The sequence below is a fragment of the Faecalibacterium sp. I4-1-79 genome (assembly GCF_023347235.1).
Lineage (GTDB): Bacteria > Bacillota > Clostridia > Oscillospirales > Ruminococcaceae > Faecalibacterium > Faecalibacterium tardum.
In genome coordinates, this window is record NZ_CP094467.1 from 873,621 (window position 1) to 893,408 (window position 19,788).

Below are 19,788 nucleotides of genomic sequence, written 5' to 3' on the forward strand. Positions count from 1 at the left end.
GACTAAATGAACGAATACAAAGTAACCATTCTGGGCGCGGGTCTGGCGGGCTGCGAAGCGGCTCTCTGGCTGGCGGGCAAGGGCGTGCAGGTAGATCTATACGAGCAGAAGCCCGTCCACTTTTCCCCCGCCCACAAAAGCGAGGGATTTGCGGAGCTGATCTGCTCCAACAGCCTGAAGGCTGAGCGGCTGGACTCTGCCTCCGGTCTGCTGAAGGAAGAGATGCGCCGCATGGGCAGCCGGCTGCTGACCGCCGCCGAGGAGACCCGCGTGGCCGCCGGCGGTGCGCTGGCGGTGGACCGCGATGCCTTCAGCGCCGCCGTCACCCGCATGGTGGAGCAGTGCAAGAACATCACCGTCCACCGGGAGCAGGTGGAAACCATCGACGAGAGCGCTCCCATTCTGGTGGCCACCGGCCCCCTGACCGACGGCGCACTGGCCGATGAGATCGGACGCCTGACCGGGGACGAGCGGCTGCATTTCTACGATGCCGTTGCCCCCATCGTCACCGCCGAAAGTCTGGACTACGGTAAGGTGTTTGCTGCCTCCCGCTACGACCGTGGCGAGGCCGACTACCTGAACTGCCCCTTCAACAAGGCAGAATATGAGGCTTTCCATGCCGCACTGGCCGGTGCCGAGCGTGCCCCTCTACACGACTTTGACACCGGCGCCGAGCAGAGCGCAAAGCCCGACCCGGACGCCCACGGCAAAAAGGCCGATACCGTCACCGTGTACGAGGGCTGTATGCCCATTGAGATCATGGCTGCCCGGGGGGCCGACACCATGCGGTTCGGCCCGCTGCGCCCGGTGGGTCTGGTAGACCCGAACACCGGCCACCGTCCTTGGGCAAACGTGCAGCTGCGCGCAGAAAATAAGGAGCGCACCCTGTATAACATCGTGGGCTTCCAGACCAACCTCAAGTGGGGCGAGCAGAAGCGGGTGTTCAGCATGATCCCCGGGCTGGAAAATGCGGAGTTTGTGCGCTACGGCGTGATGCACCGCAACACCTTTCTGGATGCGCCCCGGGTGCTCAGCACCCAGCTGTGCCTGAAAAAACATCCCAATGTGTTTTTTGCAGGGCAGATCACCGGTTTTGAGGGCTATATGGAAAGCGCCGCCTGCGGTCTGCTGGCAGCACGCAACCTCTACGCCCGCTTGGAGGGCAGGCAGCTGCCCCCGCCGCCCGCCGATACCATGTGCGGTGCGCTGGTGCAGTATCTGACCACCGAGAACAAAAACTTCCAGCCCATGGGCGCAAATATGGGCATTCTGCCGCCGCTGCCCGCCGAGACCCGTCCCCGGGACAAGCGGCTGCGTTACATGGCACAGGCTGAGCGCGCTGTTGCCAGCTTCCAGCACTGGCTGGAGGAAAACGCTCTGTAAGGCAAACCACCTGAAAGGAGAAAACAGGTATGAAGATCATTGTGGACATGATGGGCGGCGACAACGCCCCGCTGGCTGTTCTGGAAGGCGCTGCACAGGCCGTTAAGGAGTACGGCGTGCAGCTCATCGGCGTGGGCAACGAGGCGCTGGTGCGCAAGACCGCCGCCGAGCACAACATTCCGCTGGACGGCATCGAGCTGGTGAACTGCACCGAGACCATCGAGATGTGCGACGAGCCCGCCCGCGCCATCCGTCAGAAGAAGGATTCCTCCATCGTGGTGGGTCTGAATATGCTTAAAGAGGGCAAAGGCGATGCCTTTGTCTCTGCCGGCAGCACCGGTGCGCTGCACGTTGGCGCAAGCCTCATCGTGCGCACCCTGCGGGGCGTCAAGCGCCCGGCACTGGCTACCATGGTGCCCGCAAAGCAGCAGGCTTATCTGCTGCTGGACTGCGGTGCCAACGTGGAGTGCCGCCCGGAGATGCTGGCCGCTTTTGCAGTCATGGGCAGCTGCTATGTGAACAAAGTAGAGGGACGTAAAAACCCCAGCGTAGCACTGGCCAACAACGGTGCCGAGGAGAGCAAGGGCACCCCCGTGCTGCGGGACGCCCATCAGCTGCTCAAGACTACCCCGGGCATCCGCTTTGTGGGCAATATCGAGCCCCGGGATGTGCCGAACGGCGAGGTGGATGTGGTGGTCTGCGACGGCTTTACCGGCAATGTCATCCTCAAGCTGACCGAAGGCGTGGCAAAGATGCTGCTGGGTATGCTCAAGCAGATGTTTCTTGCAAACCTTGGCGGCAAGCTGGCATATCTGCTGCTCAAGGGCGGCGTTACCGACCTGAAGCACCAGATGGACAGCGAGGAGTACGGCGGCGCACCCTTCCTTGGCGCAAAGCAGCCGGTCATCAAGGCACACGGCTCCTCCAAGGCAAAAGGCATCAAAAACGCCATCCGGCAGGCAAAGATCTGCGTGGAGAATGACCTGTGCGGCACCATGCAGTCCGCACTGGACGAGCTGGCCGCAGCGCAGAAAACTGAGGAATAAAAGGGAGTAAAAACGACCATGAGCCATCAGTTGGAAACTATCATCGGTTACAAATTCAAAAACCCGGAGCTGCTGGAGACCGCGCTTACCCACACCAGCTACGCCAACGAGAGCCGCACCCCGGTCAAGCACAACGAGCGGCTGGAGTTTCTGGGTGACAGCGTGTTGCAGATCGTGTCCGCAGACTACCTGTTCCACGCCTATGCCGACCGCCCGGAGGGCGACCTGACCCGTATCCGCGCCAGCCTTGTCAGCGAGGGTGCGCTGTTCCAGTTCGCACAGGAGATCGACCTTGGCGAGTATCTGCGTCTTGGCCGCGGCGAGGAGCGCTGCGGCGGTCGCACCCGTCCCAGCGTGGTGTCGGACGCCTTCGAGGCCGTTATTGCCGCCTTGTATCTGGACGGCGGCATGGAGGTGGCGCGCAAGTTCATCCTGCCCTTCATCACCGAGGGCAAGCACGCCGAGGCGGACTACAAGACCCGTCTGCAGGAGATCGTGCAGCAGAACCCGGAAGAGCGCCTGAGCTATGTGGTGGAAAGCGAGTCCGGCCCGGATCACGACAAGCATTTTGTGGTGGCAGTGCGCTTTAACTCCGACCGCGTGGCGCGGGGCGAGGGACGCAGCAAAAAAGCCGCCGAGCAGTGCGCCGCCAAGGAAGCGCTCAAGCTGCTGGGCGTGATAAAGGAAAAGTAAATGGTATTCAAGGAACTGGAGATCCAGGGCTTTAAAAGTTTTCCCGATAAGGTAAAGATCAGCTTTGATACCGGCGTTACCGGCGTGGTGGGACCCAATGGCTCCGGCAAGTCCAACCTTTCGGACGCGGTACGCTGGGTGCTGGGCGAGACCAGCTCCCACCAGCTGCGTGCTGCCGGTAAGATGGAGGACGTCATCTTTGGCGGCACCCGCAAGCGCAGCCCCATGGGCTTTGCGCAGGTGCGGCTGACGCTGGACAACGCCGCCCACACGCTGGATGTGGACGCGGACGAGGTGACCATCGGGCGCAAATACTACCGCTCCGGCGACAGCGAGTACACCATCAACGGGCAGGTATGCCGTCTGCGGGACGTGTACGAGCTGCTGCTGGATACCGGCATCGGCAGGGACGGCTATTCGGTCATCGGGCAGGGACGCATTGCGGAGATCGTGGCGGCAAAAAGCAGCGAGCGCCGCGAGATCTTTGAGGAAGCCTGCGGCATTGCCAAGTACCGCTACCGCAAGACCGAAGCCGAGCGCCGTCTGGCCGCAGCGGGCGAGAACTTGGAGCGCCTGCGGGATATCCTTGGCGAGCTGGAAAGCCGGGTGGGCCCGCTGGAAAAAGAGAGCGCCAAGGCGCAGAAGTTTCTGGAACTGAGCGCCCAGCGCAAAACGCTGGAAGTGACCCTGTGGACCGATGGGGTGCACCGTGCCCGGGAAGCTGTGCGCCAGCAGGTGCGGGACTATGAGACCGCCCAGACCGACTACGAGCGTTTCGACCGGGAGACCAAGGCCGCCGAGCAGGAGGCTGAGGAGATCCGTATGCAGGCACAGCAGCTGACGGTTGCTGTCGAGCGCCTGAATGGGGATATCCGCAGCATCACCCAGCAGATCAGCGGCTCCGAAAGCCGCATCGCCGTGCTGGAAAACGATATTCTGCGCAACGACGAGAGTGCGGCTTCCTTACAACAGGAGATCGCCGCCGGGCAGCAGGATACCGCCGAAGCGGATGCCGCCTTGCAGCGCCACCGTGCCGTGGCAAAGACCATGGAAGCGGCGGGCGAAAAGCTTGCGGCGGAGATCGAAGCGCTGAACGCCGAACTTGCCCGGCTGGCAGATGCCAGTACCGCCAGCGGTGCCCGCAAGGACAGCCTGCGGGCAGAGCTTGCCGACCGCACCGCAAAGCGCACCGAGGCACAGGTGGCACAGGCTGCCGCCGAAGCAGCCGGAGATACCGCCCGGCAGCGTCTGCCCGCGCTGGAACAGAGCGCCCGGGATGCCGCCGCACAGCTGGAGGAAACAAGACAGGATCTGGCCGATACCGTAAAGTACCGGCAGACGCTGGAGGAAAACGAAAAGCAGCTGGGCAACATCCGCTCCGGTCTGGAGCTCAAGCTGCGCAGCCGCAAGGCCGCACTGGACGAAGCCGATGCCGCCGAGCAGCGGCTGGGCAGGGAACTGGATGCTGCCCGGCAGCGCCTTTCGGTGCTGCGGGAGCTGGAGAAGAACATGGACGGCTACCAGAACTCGGTGCGCGCGGTCATGCGCGCCGCCGGGGCACGCCGTCTGCGGGGCGTTCTGGGGCCGGTATCCACCATCCTGAAGGTGGAGCCCGGGTGCGAGGTTGCCATCGAGACCGCATTGGGCGGCGCATTGCAGAACATCGTGGTGGAAAACGAAGCCGCCGCGAAAGCCGCTATCGCCCTGCTGCGCAACGACCATGCAGGCCGCGCCACCTTTTTACCGCTGGATACCGTGCAGCCCGGCGTGTTCCGGGGGCGGCTGTCCGGCACGGCACGGCTGGCCTCTGCGCTGGTGCAGGCCGACCCCCGGTACGAGAATATCGTCTCGAACCTGCTGGGGCGCATCATCGTGGTGGAGGATATCAACGAAGCCTCCCGTGTGGCACGGGACAACGGCTACCACAATAAGGTAGTTACCATGGACGGACAGGTGATCAATGCAGGCGGCAGCTTTACCGGCGGCAGCGTGCAGCGCAGCGCCGGTCTGTTTACCCGCAAGCAGGAGATGGAAGAACTGCGCCTGAAGGCGGCAAAGCTGCAAAAGGACTGCCTTGCCGCACAGGAAAAGACCGACCAGTGCAAAGAGCAGGCAGATGCTTTGCAGGCAGAGCTGACCGCCACCGCCAGCGAGCAGATCACTGCCGCCAACGACCGGGTGCGTGCGGAGGCGGAGCAGAAGCGGCTGGAAGCTGCTGCCGCCCAGCTGGAAACTGCCGTGCAGAACGCACAGCAGCAGATGGACACTTTGCAGGCTGCTTTGAACGACAGCCGCGCAAAGGCGGATGCCGCTGCCTTGCAGCAGGCAGAGCTGACAGCGCAGATCGAGCAGCTGACTGCCGAGCTGAGCCGCATTGCAGAGGGCAGCGACAGCTTCCTGACCCAGCAGAACCAGCTGGCACAGGCGCTCAGCGCCAAGCGGCTGGAACAGGTGACCCGCCGCAAGGATGCGGAGCTGGCTTACAGCCAGATCGCCGCGCTGGAACAGCGTGCCAAGGACGCCGCTGCCCGTCGCACTGCATTGGAAGAAAGCCTTGCCGCCCTTGCCGCCCGCAGCGAAGCCTGCCGCACCGAGATCGCGGCTATCCGCAAGGCTAAAACAGACAGCCAGACCACCATTACCCAAAAGGAGCAGGCCATCCGCGAAGCTACCGAAAAGCGGCTTGCCTGCCAGCAGAAGGAAACGGAAGCACTGGCAAAGGCCCGCACCGTCTCCGACAGCCGCGAGGAGATGGGCCGGGAGATGGCACGCCTTGCCGAGCGCAAGGCCGCTGCCGAGACCGAGTACGACCAGACCGTGGCAAAGCTGTGGGACGAGTACCAGCTCTCAGTCAGTCAGGCCGAGGAGCTGTGCGTGGAGTTCGACAGCCTGACCGCGCTGCGGGCACAGGTGGCAGACCTGCGCAGCAAGATCCGCGCCCTTGGCAGCGTGAATGTGAGCGCCATTGAGGAGTACAAGGAGGTCAAAGCCCGCTACGATGATCTGTCCCGTCAGGTGACCGATGTGGAGGAGAGCCGCAACGAGCTGGGCCGCATGATCGCAAAGCTTTCCGCCCAGATGCGGGAGATCTTCACCGACAGCTTCCGTGCCATCAACGAAAACTTCAGCCGCGTGTTCACCGAGCTGTTCGGCGGCGGCGAAGCCAGCCTTGTGCTGGAGGACGAAAGCGATGTGCTGGCCTGCGGCATCGGCATCCGGGTAGCCCCGCCGGGCAAGGTCATCAAAAATCTGGAAGCCCTTTCCGGCGGCGAGCAGGCGCTGGTGGCGATCAGCATCTACTTTGCCATTCTGGCGGTGAACCCCGCGCCCTTCTGCATTCTGGACGAGATCGAAGCCGCCTTGGACGATGCCAACGTGGTGCGGTTTGCCCAGTATCTGCGCCGCATCAGCGACAAGACCCAGTTCATCGTCATCACCCACCGCCGCGGCACCATGGAGGCCGCCAACGTGTTGTATGGCGTTACCATGCAGGAGGACGGCGTGTCCAAGCTGCTCAAGCTGGATCTGGAACAGGTTGACGCAACGCTGGTTTCCTGATATAAAATAAACAGAAAATAGATAGGAGGACCACTATGGCGTTCTTCGGATTTGGAAAAAAAGAAAAAGACAAGATGAAAACGGGTCTGGAAAAGACCCGCACCGGCTTCTGGGGCAGCATTATGAACACCCTGACCGGCAGCGTCATCGACGATGAAATGTACGATGATCTCGAGGAGCAGCTGATCCTTGCCGACGTAGGCGGCGAGGTGGCGGTGCATCTGGTGGACAAGCTCCGCGATCGTGTGCGTGACAAGGGGCTGAAAACCGGTGAGCAGGCCGCAGATGCTCTGCGCGACATCATTGCCGAGGAGATGACCCCGGAGGCCGAGATGGCACTGGACGGCAAGCCCGCCGTCATTCTGGTCATCGGCGTCAACGGCGTGGGCAAGACCACCAGCATTGCCAAGCTGGCCGATTACTACACCCGGCAGGGCAAGCGGGTCATGCTGGCCGCCGGTGATACCTTCCGCGCCGCTGCCAGCGAGCAGCTGGAGATCTGGGCAAGCCGTGCCGGCGTGCCCATCGTCAGCGCGGGCGAAGGCGCAGACCCCGCCGCCGTCATCTTTGATACGGTCAAGTCTGCCACCGCACGCGGCTATGATATGGTCATTGCGGACACCGCAGGCCGTCTGCACAACAAATCAAACCTGATGGCAGAGCTTTCCAAGATCAGCCGCAGCGTCAAAAAGGCAAGCCCGGAAGCCAGTCTGGAGACCCTGCTGGTGCTGGATGCCATCACCGGACAGAACGCCATCAGTCAGGCCAAGGAGTTCTGCAAGGCTGCCGATGCCACCGGCATCATCCTGACCAAGCTGGACGGCACCGCCAAGGGCGGCTGCGTCGTGGCGGTTAAGCAGCGTCTGGGCCTGCCGGTGCGCTTTATCGGCGTGGGCGAGGGCATCGACGACCTGCTGCCCTTTACCCCGGAGGGCTTTGTGGAAGAGCTGCTCCCCCGGGAATGGAAGCATTAAAACAAAACCCTCTCACCGTTCCGTCCGCTTACAGCGGCGCGGAAACGGAGATTCCCCTCTCTGGCGCTGGACGCGCCATCTCTCCCCGGCCGGGGAGAGTCTTTCCTCTCAGGGGGAGCTTTGAAAGCGGAAGGAGTATCAAGATGAAAATTTGTGCAGCCACCGGCAACGCCGGAAAGCTTCGCGAGCTGCGCCGCATTCTGGAAGCGCAGGGACATGAGGTGGTCAGCCAGAAGGAGCTGGGCATCACCATCGAGCCGGAAGAGACCGGCACCACCTTTGCCGAGAACGCGCTCATCAAGGCCGAGACCATCTGCAAGGCCAGCGGCCTGCCTACCATCGCCGATGACTCCGGCCTGTGTGTGGACGCGCTGGACGGCGCACCCGGTGTGTACAGCGCCCGCTACTGCGGCCACCACGGCGACGATGAAGCCAACAACGATAAGCTTCTGGCTGCCATGCAGGCGGTGCCTGCCGGGCAGCGGGGCGCAAAGTTCGTTTCGGCGGTATGTTTTATCCTGCCGGACGGTCGGCACCTGACCTGCATGGGCGAGTGCCCGGGCAGCATTGCCTTTACACGGCTGTGCGGCGATTACGGTTTTGGCTACGACCCGCTGTTCATCCCCGCCGACTGCGGCGTGGGCAAAACGGACAAGCGCCCCAACACCGAGAAACGCAGCTACGCCCAGCTGACCCCGGACGAAAAGGACGCCATCAGCCACCGCGGCAACGCGCTGGCGGAACTGGAAAAGCAGCTGCCCAGCTTTCTGGGAGAGTGAAGAGGCGCAAACTCAGCTGCGTTTGCCCCGGACGGTTGGTACTTTCTCTGAGGACCGTCCGCTGGGGTGGGACCCTGTTGCCCGCAGGGCAATAGGGCGGGCGATGGAATGGCCCGCTTCGTGTCCGAAGAGAAATGTACCAGCCGCCCGCACCACCTCCCGTGAAAAAGTAAAATTGAAAAATCTGCAGATTTTTCAATTTTACAAAATATAAAAAAATTCCGCAATATCAACCTGAAAATAAAGGAGAAAAACTATGCTGACTAGCAAACAGCGCGCCATTCTGCGCGGCAAGGCAAATACCATGGACCCCGTTTACATCGTGGGTAAGGGCGAGATCGACGAGACCCTGATCCAGGGCGTGAAGGATTGTCTGGACGCCCGGGAGCTGATCAAGCTCAAGGTGCTGGAAAACAGTATGTACAACGCCCGTGAGGCCGCTACCAAGCTGGCTGAGGCCACCGGCGCAGACTGCGTGCAGGTCATCGGCTCCAAGTTCGTGCTGTATCTGCAGAAGAAAAAGGACAGCGCCTACGCTGCCCTGCTGAAGTAAGATGAAGATCCTTCTCTATGGCGGCAGCTTTGACCCGCCCCATAACGGCCACCTGAATAACCTGCGTGCAGCGGCAGACCGCGTGCACCCGGATAAGATCGTGGTGATGCCGGCAGGCACCTCTCCCTTTAAGCAGGGAACGAATGCCTCCGGTGCGCTGCGGCTGGAAATGTGCCGGTGCTTTGCGGCACTGGCGCAGGAGCCGGGTATGCCGCCGCTGGAAGTAAGCGGCTGGGAGGTGGCGCAGGCCGCAGCGGGCAGCCGCAATTATACCGTGCTCACGCTGGAAATGCTGGCAAGGGAAAATCCGGGCGCTGTGCTGTATCTTGCCATTGGCAGCGATATGCTGCTCAGCTTTGAGGGCTGGCACCGCTGGCAGGACATCCTGCGCATTGCGCGGGTGGTGGTCACCAGCCGGGATATCGGCGATGCCCCGGCGCTGCACGCAAAGGCAAAGCTGCTGGACCCGTCGGGCGGACGCATCCTGTTTGCCCCGGTGCAGGCGCTGCCTATGGCAAGCAGCCAGCTGCGGGCCCGGCTTGCCGCCGGAGAGGAGTGCAAAACCGAACTGCCGGAGATGGTGCGCGCCGTCATCCGGCGGGAGGGACTATACCGGAACACAGAAGGAAGTAGCAGATAAATGGATCTGAAACAGGCAAAGGAGCTTGTGCGCAGCCGCTTGAGCGATAAGCGCTACGAGCATACCATCAACGTGAAAAAAATGGCCGTCAAGCTGGCCAAGCACTACGGCACCGACCCGGAGCAGGCCGCACTGGCTGCGCTTTTGCACGATGCCGCCAAGGAATTGCCCAAAGACGAGATGCGCGCCATCATGCAGGCGTACCCGGAATACGCGCAGGGCGGCGAAGCACGCCCCACACCGGTGTGGCACGGCATCTGCGCCGCCATTCTGGCGCGTACCGAATGGGGCGTTACGGACGAAGCCGTGCTCAGCGCCATCGCCTGCCATACCGCAGGCAAGGCGGGCATGACCCAACTGGATAAGATCCTGTATCTGGCTGATATGACCAGTGCCGAGCGGGACTGGCCCGGGGTGGAAAAGCTGCGCAAGCTGGAAATGAAGGACTTGGACGCCGCCATGCTGGCGGCGCTCAGGCAGACGAACGGTTTTGTGCTGTCCGAGGGCAAGCCCCTTGACCCCGAAAGCAAGGCTGCCTACGAGGATATCTTAGCGCACAGCGGGCAGAATGAAGGGTGAAAAGCCGGACGCCGGTTAAAAATGGTTCCGGTCATCCCCGGATAAAACAATTGCAGATTTTGCCGTACCATGCTATACTGAAGGATATGACAGGTCTGCAAGTAAAAAACTCTGCAGAGCAGTGAAAAGCTGGAGGATACAAAAAGCATGAGCCAGACGCCACGCCATATCAATACAGACCGCTCGCTCAGCCGCCCGGATCAGGCGGCGCGCGCCCCGCAGGCTGCCCCGGAGCAGAACACCCGCAGCACCGCCGGGGCGCAGCACGCCGCCCCGCCCCGCCGCCCGGCACAGCCCGACATGGGCGGGGATGGTGCACCGCGCCGCCGCAAAAAGAAGAAAAAGACCCCGCTGTGGCTGCCCTTTGCCATCGTGATGGGGGTGATCGCTGTGATCTCCGGTGTGGTGGTGTACGGTGTGAGCCTTGTGAACAAGGTAGAGGACAGCATCCGCCCGGCGGAAAGCGCCCCCTCCATCGTACAGGAGATCCAGACCGCGGAGGAGTACAAGGGCGATGTGGTCAACATTCTGGTCTGCGGCATCGACTTTGAAGAGGGACGCTCTTACAGCGACGCCAGTTCCAACGACGGTATGACGGATATGATCCTGTACTGCCAGTTCGATATCAAGGGCGGTGCGCTGCGGATGCTGCAGATCCCCCGCAATACGCTGGTGACCACCCAGAACCGTAAGCTTACCCTCTCCAACGGCAAGACCTATGCCGTTTCCAACTACCAGATCAACTCGGTGGCGCTTTCCAACGGCGGCAGCATTGCCGCGCTGGCAGATGTCATCTACGACCAGTACCACCTGCCCATCGACTACTATGTCACCATCGATATGCAGGCACTGGTGGAAATGGTGGATAACTTCGGCGGCATCGAGGTGTATATCCCCCGGGATATGTCCTACGGCGGCAGTAAGCTGCTGAAGGGCTACCGCAATCTGGACGGTGCCTCGGCGGAGTTCTTTGTGCGCTGCCGCCACGGCGACGGCTACGCAAACTCTGATATCGACCGCTTGAATATGCAGCGCTACTTCTACGCAGGTCTGTTCAAGCGCGCCCGCGCCATGGGCATTACCGATATCCTGAACCAGCTGCCGCTGATATTCAAGGACTATATCCACACGGATATGGATATCACCACTATCGCAAAGCTGCTGGCGTCCTTCCTCAAGATCGACAGCTCCAATATCATTCTGGCGCAGACGCCGGTGTTCATGGGCGTGCCCAACGTGGGCAAGACTGACTCCTTTGCCGGTTATTCCTGCGTGGTGCCGGATGCCGGTTCCATCGCAAACCTGCTCAACCAGTATTTCTGCACCTACACCGGCCCGGTGGAGGTAAGCGAGCTGCACATGGTCACCGACCAGTGGCCCCACGGCAACGCATCCACCGATGCCAACGTGCAGTATATGGGACGCATCGATAAGGAATCCGACGACGCCATCCTCAGCGGCGATACCGACCTTTCCGGCGCTGTGACCACCGATGGTCAGGCAGCGGGCACCGGACAGTAACAACAAAAACAATGCCCTGCACACCGGGTGCGGGCGTGTTCCGACAGAAGGGAGAAACACATGGATAATTTCAACGACAGCAAGGCGCTTGCCATTGAGATCGCCAAGATTTTGGACAAGAAAAAGGCACAGGATGTACGGGTGCTCAAGGTGGAAAGCCTGACCGTCCTGACCGATTACTTCGTCATCGCCTCCGGTACCTCCACCACGCAGGTGGCATCTCTGGCCGACGAGGTGGAGTACGAGCTTTCACAGAAGGGTCTGGAGCCTTACAGCACCGAGGGTCACGACACCAAGAACTGGGTGCTGTTGGATTACTCCAACGTCATCGTGCACGTCTTTGTGCCCAACAGCCGCGCTTACTATGATCTGGAGCACCTGTGGGCAGACGGCGAGCCGGTGGACATCTCGGAGTACCTGACCCCGGATAGCAGCATTGAATAATTAAGGCAAAAAGGTTTGCTTTTGGCAGAACCCGCTCCGTTATTGCGGCGCAATAGGGAAAGTTGGCAGAAAAGCTCCCCCCTCGGGGGAGCTGGCAGGGCGAATGCCCTGACTGAGAGGGTTTGTACCGGAAGTACCTTAAAAGCATACACCCCCCCAAGCAACGGTATTTTGGTTAAAGTCTGGAGCTGATTACAAACATGAAGTATGATTACAAGGCTGTTGAAGCCAAGTGGCAGAAGGTGTGGGAGGACGAAAAGACCTTCCATGTTGAGATCGACCACAAAAAACCCAAGTTCTATGCCCTTGTGGAGTTCCCGTATCCCTCGGGTGCGGGCCTGCACGTCGGCCATCCCCGCAGCTACACCGCGCTGGATGTGGTAAGCCGCAAGCGCCGTAAAAACGGCTACAATGTGCTGTACCCCATGGGCTGGGATGCCTTCGGTCTGCCCACCGAGAACTTCGCCATGAAGAACCACATCCACCCGGCCATCGTCACCAAGAGCAACGTGGATCATTTCCGCAGCCAGCTTAAGGCGCTGGGCTTCTCTTTTGACTGGGATCGCGAGATCAACACCACCGACCCCGAGTACTACAAGTGGACCCAGTGGATCTTCCTGCAGCTGTACAAGCACGGTCTGGCCTACAAGAAGGAAATGAACGTCAACTGGTGCACCGGCTGCAAGTGCGTGCTGGCCAACGAGGAAGTTGTCAACGGCGTGTGCGAGCGCTGCGGCAGCGAGGTGGTGCACCGCGTCAAGAGCCAGTGGATGCTTAAGATCACCGCTTATGCCGATAAGCTGATCGACGGTCTGGATGGCTTGGATTACATCGAGCGCGTGTCCACCCAGCAGAAGAACTGGATCGGCCGCAGCCACGGCGCAGAAGTGAACTTCGGCACCACCGCAGGGGACACCCTGACCGTGTACACCACCCGCTGCGATACCCTGTTCGGCGCTACCTACATGGTCATCTCCCCGGAGCACGCCCTGCTCAAGGCATGGCTGGAAAAGGGCATCATCAAGAACGCCGATGCCGTCAAGGCTTATCAGGCCGAAGCTGCCCGCAAGAGCGACTTTGAGCGCAGCGAGCTGAACAAGGAAAAGACCGGCGTGCAGCTGGACGGCGTGATGGGCATCAACCCGGTCAACGAGACCGAGATCCCCATCTTCATCTCCGACTACGTTCTGTCCACCTACGGCACCGGCGCCATCATGGCCGTGCCCGCTCACGATACCCGCGACTGGGAGTTTGCCAAGAAGTTCGGCCTGCCCATCATCGAGGTGGTCAAGGGCAACACCCCGTCCAATCTGGACGAAGCTGCCTTTACCGATGTGGCTACCGGTACGCTGGTCAACTCCGGCTTCCTGAACGGCCTGTCCGTGGTCGATGCCAAAAAGAAGATGATCACCTGGCTGGAGGAGAACGGCAAGGGCCGCGATAAGGTCAACTACAAGCTGCGCGACTGGGTGTTCAGCCGTCAGCGTTACTGGGGCGAGCCCATCCCCATGGTGCACTGCGACAAGTGCGGCTGGCAGCCCCTGCCCGAGAGCAGCCTGCCGCTGACCCTGCCGGACATCACCGACTTTGAGCCGGGCCCGGACGGCGAGTCCCCGCTGGCACGCCACAAGGACTGGGTCAAGACCACCTGCCCCTGCTGCGGCGGCCCCGCTACCCGCGAGACCGACACCATGCCCCAGTGGGCTGGTTCCTCCTGGTACTTCCTGCGCTACATGGACCCCCACTGCAAGGATGCTCTGGCCTCCAAGGAAGCGCTGGAATACTGGTCTCCGGTGGACTGGTACAACGGCGGCATGGAGCACACCACCCTGCACCTGCTGTACAGCCGCTTCTGGCATAAGTTCCTGTACGATATCGGTGTGGTGCCCACGGCAGAGCCCTACCAGAAGCGTACCGCCCACGGCATGATCCTTGGCCTGAACCCCCACAGCTTTGTCAACCTGCCCGCTGAGGAGCAGGAGAAGCTGCTCAAGGAGTACGGCAGCCAGAAGGCCGCCGAGAAGGCACTGGAAGAGAAGTACGGCGAGATGGCACGCCATCCCATCGTGAAGATGTCCAAGAGCCTTGGCAACGTCATCAACCCCGACGAGGTGGTGGATCAGTACGGTGCCGACACCATGCGTCTGTACGAGATGTTCATGGGTGACTTTGAGCAGGCTGCACCGTGGCAGACCTCTGCCATTGCGGGCTGCAACCGCTTCCTTGACCGCGTGTGGGCACTGAGCGACAAGCTGGTGGAGGGCGAGGGCTACCGCCCCGCCATGGAGACCCTGATGCACCAGACCATCAAGAAGGTCAGCGCAGATATCGAGAGCCTGAAGATGAACACCGCCATTGCCCAGCTGATGACGCTGGTCAACGCCCTGTACGACAACGGCGGCGCCACCAAGGCTGAGTTTGAAACGCTGGTGCAGCTGCTGAACCCCTTTGCTCCCCACATGACCGAGGAGCTGTGGGAGAAGCTGGGGCACAGCCACGACGAGCAGCTGGCCTACTATCCGTGGCCTGCCTACGAGGAAGCCAAGTGCGTGGAGGCTGCTGTGGAGATCGCCGTGCAGGTGAACGGCAAGGTGAAGGCACGCCTGAAGGTGCCCGCAGACATCACCGCCGAGGACGCCATTGCCACCGCCAAGGCAGACCCTGCTGTGGCTGCCGCGCTGGAAGGCAAGCAGCTGGTCAAGGAGATCTACGTCAAGGGCCGTCTGGTCAATCTGGCTGCCAAGGGCTGAGAACTGCTGCTCCGCTGAATAAGCGTGAACATATCATCACCCGCAGAGGCGGATTTAGCGCAGGAAACACCCGGGAGCGTCTGTTCAAAAATCTTTCAAAAGTTTTGAGCAAAAACTTTCAAAAAAAGGTTGACGAACCGGATAAAATGCGCTATACTGTCTACTGTTAGTTACCATGTAACAACGAAATTCCTGCCTCACGGTCCAAGGGAGGGAATAAGATGTCGGAAATTCGTGTTAAAGAGGGCGAGTCGCTGGAAAGCGCACTGCGTCGCTTCAAGCGCAGCACTGCTCGCAGCGGTGTGCTCGCAGAGGTTCGTAAGCGCGAGGCTTACGAGAAGCCGTCTGTTAAGCGCAAGAAGAAGTCCGAAGCAGCCCGCAAGCGCAAGTTCAAGTAATCACTTGCTTGGAATCGCACGTTGCTTTAGATTTTAAACGCGTTGCTAACGCCGATGTAGGGGAGCCTGTTTATGCAGGTTCCCCTATTTTCATTTTAAAGCTGCTTTGCGCAGGGCAGACTGAGAGGGTCTATTTATGCTCATTACCCCCGAATATGTTTTCAAGGACGTTACCCATATCACGCCGGAATGGCTTGCCGCCAAGGGCATCACGGCTCTGGTGCTGGATATCGACAACACCCTGACCGCAGACCGCAGTCAGGAGCTGCCGGAGGAGGTGGCCGCGTGGCTTGACACCATGCGCAAGGCCGGGGTAAAGCTGACCATCGTCTCCAACGGTGCGGAAAAGCGGGTGCGCCCCTTTGCCGAAAAGCTGGGTCTTGCATACCTGTACCGTGCTGCCAAGCCTCTGCCTTTTGCGTTGATGGTGGCGCAGCACCGCATGGGCGTGAAGCACCGCCAGATGGCCATGGTGGGCGACCAGCTTTACGCCGATCGCATGGTGGCGGCGCTGTATGGCATCCCCGGGCTGATGGTCATCCCCCGCGGGCCGGATTTGGGTGCGCAGGTCATCCTCAAGCGCAAGTGGGAAAAGAAACACTGGCAGAAGTACTACGACCGGGGAGGTAAGACCCTATGAGTGAAGCTTGGAACATCCGGTTCGGCACTGCAGGCACCAGCGACAGCTTTGCCGCCCAAGGCTACAAAAGCAGTCTGGATGTGCCGGAGTACACCGCCAAAATGGGGCTGAACGCCTTTGAGTACCAGTGCGGGCGTGGGGTGCGTCTGGGGCTGGATAAGGCTGCCCGCATGGCTGCCCTTGCTGCCCAGCGGGACATCCTGTTCAGCGTCCATGCACCTTATTATATCAGTATGTCCAGTCTGGAAGAGGACAAGCGGCTGAACAGCATCCAGTACCTGCTGCAAAGCGCGGCGGTGTGCCGGGCGCTGGGCGGCAGACGCATCATCTTCCACTCCGGCAGCTGCGGCAAACAGAGCCGGGAGGCTGCGCTGGAAAAGGCGCTGGATACCATGCGCCGCGCCGTGTCTGCGCTGGACGAGGCAGGCTTTGGAGATATGACCCTGTGCCCGGAGACCATGGGCAAGGTGGGGCAGCTAGGCACGCTGGACGAGGTGCTGACGCTGTGCGGTGTGGACAGCCGCATCACCCCCTGTATCGACTTCGGCCACCTGAACGCCCGCACGCTGGGCGGCATCCAGACCAAGGCGGACTATGCCGCCATTCTGGACCGCATGGCTGAGGTGCTGGGCGATGACCGCGCCCGGCAGTTCCATGTGCATTTTTCCCGCATCGAGTACTCAGCGGGCGGCGAAAAGCGCCACTGGACCTTTGCCGATACCCAGTTTGGCCCGGAGCCCCAGCCCCTGATGGAGCTGCTGGCAGAGCGGAAGCTTGCGCCGGTGGTCATCTGCGAGAGCGCGGGCACACAGGCCGAGGACGCGCAGACGATGCAGCAAATGTACCGCGCAGCGCGGAATGTGTAAAAAATTTTGTGTTTTTATCGTCTTTTTTGCCCAAACCCCTTGCCAAACAGGGGCAGATTGGGTAAAATAAATAGAGATATGCGTTAAGCATCTGAGATTAAATTTATGGAGGAATTCCTATGATTTCTGCAGGCGAGTTTCGCAATGGCGTGACCTTTGAGCAGGACGGCCAGGTTCTTCAGGTCGTTGAGTTCCAGCACGTCAAGCCCGGCAAGGGCGCTGCCTTTGTCCGTACCAAGACCAAGAACGTCATCACCGGTTCTGTGGTCGAGACCAGCTACAACCCCACCGCAAAGTTCCCGCAGGCTTTCATCGAGCGTAAGGACGTGACCTACAGCTACGAGGATGGCGACCTGTACCACTTCATGGACAACGAGACCTACGATGACATCCCCGTCAACGCAGCCGACGTGCCCGATAACTTCAAGTTCTGCAAGGAGAACGAGCTGTGCAAGCTGCTGAGCTACAAGGGCAAGGTGTTCAGCGTCGAGATCCCCAACTTCATCGAGCTGGAAGTCACCCAGACCGAGCCGGGTGTCAAGGGCAACACTGCTACCAACACCCTGAAGCCCGCTACCGTTGAGACTGGCGCCGAGATCCGTGTGCCTCTGTTCATCAACGAGGGCGATCACATCCGCATCGATACCCGCACCGGCGAGTATATGGAGCGCGTCTGATCATTTGTCGCATACCGGGCAGCGGGCAACCGTTTGCCCGGTTTTTTTATGATAAGTTAGGAGGGCATTTCAGATGGAACTGAACAAGAAAGCAGCCTACCTGCAGGGCTTAGTGGACGGTCTGGGCGTGGATGAGAGCACCAAAGAGGGCAAAATCATCAAGGCCATGGCCGCGCTGCTGGGCGAGATGGCCGACGCCATTGCCGCCATGGACGAGGATCTGACCCACGCCTACGACCAGATCAACGATCTGAGCGAGGAGCTGGAGGATCTGGAAGCCGACCTGTACGAGGACGAGGATGCCGAGGACGAGGACGACGACGCAGCCGACGAGGATGAGGATGCGGGAGATGACGACATCGCCAGCGAGCCCTTCTATGAGGTAGCCTGCCCCGCCTGCGGCGAGACCGTCTACGTCAGCGAGGATGATCTGGATGCAGGCGAAGCCAACTGCGCCCACTGCGGTGTGACTTTTGAGGTCGCGCTGGAAGGCGAGGAGGACGAAGCCAAGGACGCCCCCGTGCAGTACGAAGTGACCTGCCCCGCCTGCGGAAAGACCGCCGTATTTGAGGAGGACGAGCTGCTGGATGGCGCACCCAAGTGCCCCAACTGCGGTGAGCCGCTGGACTTTGAGGTGACCGAGGAGTAAACGCTTCTTCATCGCCCGTGAAAAGGCAATTTTGGAAAATCCGCAGATTTTCCAAAATTGCAATCTAAAAAAGAAATTCCTATGAATATGGCCAAAGCGCACGCGAAGGCCATTTCCAATCGTCCCTGTAAAAACGCAATGCCGGACAGTCCGCAGACTGTCCGGCATTGTTCATTTTAATTTGATTCAGCGGGTCTCGTTGGCCTTCTGCAGCCAGATGCCGCCAATGTCCAGCGCATTGTACAGGCCGTGCTTGGTGGTCTGGCGCGCTACGCGCTCCTGCGGTGCCTTGGTGGTATCGGTAGAAAGCAGCATCAGGTGTACCTTGTCGGCTACCTGCTGCTCGCCCACCGGGGTGGTGGTCAGGATCTGCAGATACAGCACATAGGGATCGGTCATGCTGCCGTAATACAGCTCGTTGTCCTTGCGGACGAGGGGCTTGCCTTTATAAGTCAGTTTCGGTGTATATGCCATCGTGAAAGCCTCCCTGTCGTTTGATTCGTCTTAGTATAACACATTCTGCCTATGGGATGCAAGCGTTTGCGGCAGCGCTCTGTTAGTTTTGCACCAAAACAGCCCCGCACCGTGCAAAACCGGCAGTACATTTTTGGCAAATGGGGTTTGCTGTTGGGTGCAGTTATGCTATACTATAAATAGAACAGCCCGCATTCCGGGCCGGAAGTGAGGGAACGACAATGGCAGATTATCAGGAATACCGGCGGCGCATCCTGCACCGGCGCTGGCGCAGAGTGTTTATCATCGTTGCCCTTCTGGCGCTGGTGGCTCTGCTGAGCGCCATCGGCATCCTGTGGAAGGTGCTGCACCGGGAGCGCGTGGACACCGCCCTGAGCCAGAATACCATTCTGCGGCAGGTGACCACGGATAATACATGGAACACGGTCAACTACCCGCTGGCGCGGCAGCTCCGGGTGCAGACGCTGGAGGACAGCACCGAGACCGCGCTGGACTTCCGCATGGCGGCGCTGCCGGCCAGCGCTCCGGTGGAAAAAAGCTGGTTTGCACAGGTCAGTTTTGTGGGTGACAGCCTGACGCAGGGGCTGCAAATCTACGATACCGGTCTGCCCGGGGCGCAGTTCTGCGCCTATAAGGGGGTAGGCCCCAACGCCTTTGTCAACGGTACCAGCTGCAAGCGGGCGGACGGCGTGACGGAGATCCCGTTGGACGCTTTGACCGCCCAGCAGCCCAAGGCCGTTTACGTGCTGCTGGGCAGCAACGTGCTGGGGCGGGACACCGATTACACCAGCTTTCTGACCTACTACCGCCTGATGCTGGATATGATCAGTCAGGCACTGCCGGATGCAAAGATCTATGTGCAGTCTATCACGCCGGTACGGCCGGAGGTGAGCGCACAGGCAAACCACGCAGGGCTGAACCGCGACCGCCTGTGCCACATCAACAACGAACTTGCCGCCATTGCGCTGGAAAAGAACTGCTATTTCCTCAACCTGTGGGAGGTACTGGCAGACGAAAACGGCGACCTGATCGAAAGCTACGCCCAGCCGGACGGCTACCACATCAAGCCGGAGGGCTACGCCGCATGGGTAGACTACCTTTGCAGCCACACCATGGAGTGAAAAAGAACATAAAAGACGCTGCCCTTGCGGACAGCGCCTTTTG

19 protein-coding genes are annotated in these 19,788 nt (G+C 60.5%); 18 read left to right on the forward strand and 1 reads right to left on the reverse strand.

Annotation, left to right across the window (positions count from 1 at the left end):
* The first annotated feature begins 6 nt into the window (after positions 1 to 6).
* The 17 genes from trmFO (at position 7) to MTP36_RS04300 (ending at position 18,150) form a co-directional block, all read left to right on the forward strand.
* The gene (gene trmFO, locus MTP36_RS04220; RefSeq protein WP_249253755.1) at positions 7 to 1,383 is read left to right on the forward strand and encodes a methylenetetrahydrofolate--tRNA-(uracil(54)-C(5))-methyltransferase (FADH(2)-oxidizing) TrmFO; all 1,377 of its coding nucleotides are present in this window, start codon (positions 7 to 9) and stop codon (positions 1,381 to 1,383) included.
* Positions 1,384 to 1,412: 29 nt separating this feature from the next.
* Positions 1,413 to 2,429, forward strand: coding sequence for a phosphate acyltransferase PlsX (plsX, locus tag MTP36_RS04225; protein WP_097778711.1), 1,017 nt, complete (start codon positions 1,413 to 1,415; stop codon positions 2,427 to 2,429).
* 18 nt (positions 2,430 to 2,447) lie between these two features.
* Positions 2,448 to 3,122, forward strand: coding sequence for a ribonuclease III (gene rnc, locus MTP36_RS04230; protein WP_055185866.1), 675 nt, complete (start codon positions 2,448 to 2,450; stop codon positions 3,120 to 3,122).
* Entirely contained in the window at positions 3,123 to 6,680 is a 3,558-nt protein-coding gene (smc, locus tag MTP36_RS04235; RefSeq protein ID WP_249253757.1) for a chromosome segregation protein SMC, read from the forward strand.
* A gap of 35 nt (positions 6,681 to 6,715) precedes the next feature.
* The gene (gene ftsY, locus MTP36_RS04240) at positions 6,716 to 7,654 is read left to right on the forward strand and encodes a signal recognition particle-docking protein FtsY (protein WP_005928244.1); all 939 of its coding nucleotides are present in this window, start codon (positions 6,716 to 6,718) and stop codon (positions 7,652 to 7,654) included.
* A gap of 143 nt (positions 7,655 to 7,797) precedes the next feature.
* On the forward strand, positions 7,798 to 8,433 hold the full coding sequence (gene rdgB / locus MTP36_RS04245) for an RdgB/HAM1 family non-canonical purine NTP pyrophosphatase (RefSeq protein WP_249253759.1): 636 nt from the start codon (positions 7,798 to 7,800) through the stop codon (positions 8,431 to 8,433).
* A 256-nt stretch (positions 8,434 to 8,689) separates the two neighbouring features.
* Entirely contained in the window at positions 8,690 to 8,986 is a 297-nt protein-coding gene (locus MTP36_RS04250; protein WP_097778714.1) for a YhbY family RNA-binding protein, read from the forward strand.
* A 1-nt stretch (position 8,987) separates the two neighbouring features.
* Positions 8,988 to 9,626: a nicotinate (nicotinamide) nucleotide adenylyltransferase gene (gene nadD / locus MTP36_RS04255; RefSeq protein WP_249253761.1), complete on the forward strand. Its 639-nt coding sequence runs from the start codon at positions 8,988 to 8,990 to the stop codon at positions 9,624 to 9,626.
* Entirely contained in the window at positions 9,627 to 10,205 is a 579-nt protein-coding gene (yqeK, locus tag MTP36_RS04260; RefSeq protein ID WP_097782369.1) for a bis(5'-nucleosyl)-tetraphosphatase (symmetrical) YqeK, read from the forward strand.
* A gap of 147 nt (positions 10,206 to 10,352) precedes the next feature.
* Positions 10,353 to 11,726, forward strand: coding sequence for an LCP family protein (locus tag MTP36_RS04265; protein WP_249253763.1), 1,374 nt, complete (start codon positions 10,353 to 10,355; stop codon positions 11,724 to 11,726).
* A gap of 60 nt (positions 11,727 to 11,786) precedes the next feature.
* Positions 11,787 to 12,170, forward strand: coding sequence for a ribosome silencing factor (rsfS, locus tag MTP36_RS04270; protein ID WP_015536738.1), 384 nt, complete (start codon positions 11,787 to 11,789; stop codon positions 12,168 to 12,170).
* Positions 12,171 to 12,370: 200 nt separating this feature from the next.
* The gene (gene leuS, locus MTP36_RS04275) at positions 12,371 to 14,920 is read left to right on the forward strand and encodes a leucine--tRNA ligase (protein WP_249253765.1); all 2,550 of its coding nucleotides are present in this window, start codon (positions 12,371 to 12,373) and stop codon (positions 14,918 to 14,920) included.
* A gap of 221 nt (positions 14,921 to 15,141) precedes the next feature.
* Complete coding sequence (rpsU, locus tag MTP36_RS04280; RefSeq protein WP_005928271.1) at positions 15,142 to 15,318, forward strand: 30S ribosomal protein S21; 177 nt, start codon at positions 15,142 to 15,144, stop codon at positions 15,316 to 15,318.
* 136 nt (positions 15,319 to 15,454) lie between these two features.
* Entirely contained in the window at positions 15,455 to 15,958 is a 504-nt protein-coding gene (locus tag MTP36_RS04285) for a YqeG family HAD IIIA-type phosphatase (RefSeq protein ID WP_097778717.1), read from the forward strand.
* A complete protein-coding gene (locus MTP36_RS04290; protein ID WP_249253767.1) occupies positions 15,955 to 16,824 on the forward strand; it encodes a TIM barrel protein in 870 nt (289 codons plus the stop codon). The genes MTP36_RS04285 and MTP36_RS04290 overlap by 4 nt, the downstream gene beginning before the upstream one ends.
* 119 nt (positions 16,825 to 16,943) lie before the next feature.
* Positions 16,944 to 17,501 carry an elongation factor P gene (efp, locus tag MTP36_RS04295; RefSeq protein ID WP_005928281.1) on the forward strand — a complete coding sequence of 186 codons (558 nt, stop codon included), beginning with the start codon at positions 16,944 to 16,946 and terminating at the stop codon, positions 17,499 to 17,501.
* A 73-nt stretch (positions 17,502 to 17,574) separates the two neighbouring features.
* The gene (locus MTP36_RS04300) at positions 17,575 to 18,150 is read left to right on the forward strand and encodes a CD1247 N-terminal domain-containing protein (protein WP_112090471.1); all 576 of its coding nucleotides are present in this window, start codon (positions 17,575 to 17,577) and stop codon (positions 18,148 to 18,150) included.
* Positions 18,151 to 18,336: 186 nt separating this feature from the next.
* Here the strand turns inward: MTP36_RS04300 and MTP36_RS04305 are convergent, their stop codons facing one another.
* Positions 18,337 to 18,624 (reverse strand): hypothetical protein, encoded by a 288-nt coding sequence (locus MTP36_RS04305; protein ID WP_005928286.1) that lies wholly within the window; start codon positions 18,622 to 18,624, stop codon positions 18,337 to 18,339.
* Positions 18,625 to 18,845: 221 nt separating this feature from the next.
* Between MTP36_RS04305 and MTP36_RS04310 the strand changes: the two genes are divergently transcribed.
* On the forward strand, positions 18,846 to 19,745 hold the full coding sequence (locus tag MTP36_RS04310) for a GDSL-type esterase/lipase family protein (protein WP_249253769.1): 900 nt from the start codon (positions 18,846 to 18,848) through the stop codon (positions 19,743 to 19,745).
* The last annotated feature ends 43 nt before the right edge of the window (positions 19,746 to 19,788 follow it).

What these genes read in the sequence shown, in the direction of transcription:
- MTP36_RS04305 (WP_005928286.1), bottom strand. Translation starts at nt 18,624, where the DNA reads ATGGCATATACACCGAAACTGACTTATAAAGGCAAGCCCCTCGTCCGC.
- ftsY (WP_005928244.1), top strand. Translation starts at nt 6,716, where the DNA reads ATGGCGTTCTTCGGATTTGGAAAAAAAGAAAAAGACAAGATGAAAACG.
- trmFO (WP_249253755.1), top strand. Translation starts at nt 7, where the DNA reads ATGAACGAATACAAAGTAACCATTCTGGGCGCGGGTCTGGCGGGCTGC.
- MTP36_RS04310 (WP_249253769.1), top strand. Translation starts at nt 18,846, where the DNA reads ATGGCAGATTATCAGGAATACCGGCGGCGCATCCTGCACCGGCGCTGG.
- yqeK (WP_097782369.1), top strand. Translation starts at nt 9,627, where the DNA reads ATGGATCTGAAACAGGCAAAGGAGCTTGTGCGCAGCCGCTTGAGCGAT.
- rnc (WP_055185866.1), top strand. Translation starts at nt 2,448, where the DNA reads ATGAGCCATCAGTTGGAAACTATCATCGGTTACAAATTCAAAAACCCG.
- MTP36_RS04265 (WP_249253763.1), top strand. Translation starts at nt 10,353, where the DNA reads ATGAGCCAGACGCCACGCCATATCAATACAGACCGCTCGCTCAGCCGC.
- MTP36_RS04290 (WP_249253767.1), top strand. Translation starts at nt 15,955, where the DNA reads ATGAGTGAAGCTTGGAACATCCGGTTCGGCACTGCAGGCACCAGCGAC.
- efp (WP_005928281.1), top strand. Translation starts at nt 16,944, where the DNA reads ATGATTTCTGCAGGCGAGTTTCGCAATGGCGTGACCTTTGAGCAGGAC.
- MTP36_RS04285 (WP_097778717.1), top strand. Translation starts at nt 15,455, where the DNA reads ATGCTCATTACCCCCGAATATGTTTTCAAGGACGTTACCCATATCACG.
- nadD (WP_249253761.1), top strand. Translation starts at nt 8,988, where the DNA reads ATGAAGATCCTTCTCTATGGCGGCAGCTTTGACCCGCCCCATAACGGC.
- leuS (WP_249253765.1), top strand. Translation starts at nt 12,371, where the DNA reads ATGAAGTATGATTACAAGGCTGTTGAAGCCAAGTGGCAGAAGGTGTGG.
- smc (WP_249253757.1), top strand. Translation starts at nt 3,123, where the DNA reads ATGGTATTCAAGGAACTGGAGATCCAGGGCTTTAAAAGTTTTCCCGAT.
- MTP36_RS04250 (WP_097778714.1), top strand. Translation starts at nt 8,690, where the DNA reads ATGCTGACTAGCAAACAGCGCGCCATTCTGCGCGGCAAGGCAAATACC.
- rsfS (WP_015536738.1), top strand. Translation starts at nt 11,787, where the DNA reads ATGGATAATTTCAACGACAGCAAGGCGCTTGCCATTGAGATCGCCAAG.
- rpsU (WP_005928271.1), top strand. Translation starts at nt 15,142, where the DNA reads ATGTCGGAAATTCGTGTTAAAGAGGGCGAGTCGCTGGAAAGCGCACTG.
- plsX (WP_097778711.1), top strand. Translation starts at nt 1,413, where the DNA reads ATGAAGATCATTGTGGACATGATGGGCGGCGACAACGCCCCGCTGGCT.
- MTP36_RS04300 (WP_112090471.1), top strand. Translation starts at nt 17,575, where the DNA reads ATGGAACTGAACAAGAAAGCAGCCTACCTGCAGGGCTTAGTGGACGGT.
- rdgB (WP_249253759.1), top strand. Translation starts at nt 7,798, where the DNA reads ATGAAAATTTGTGCAGCCACCGGCAACGCCGGAAAGCTTCGCGAGCTG.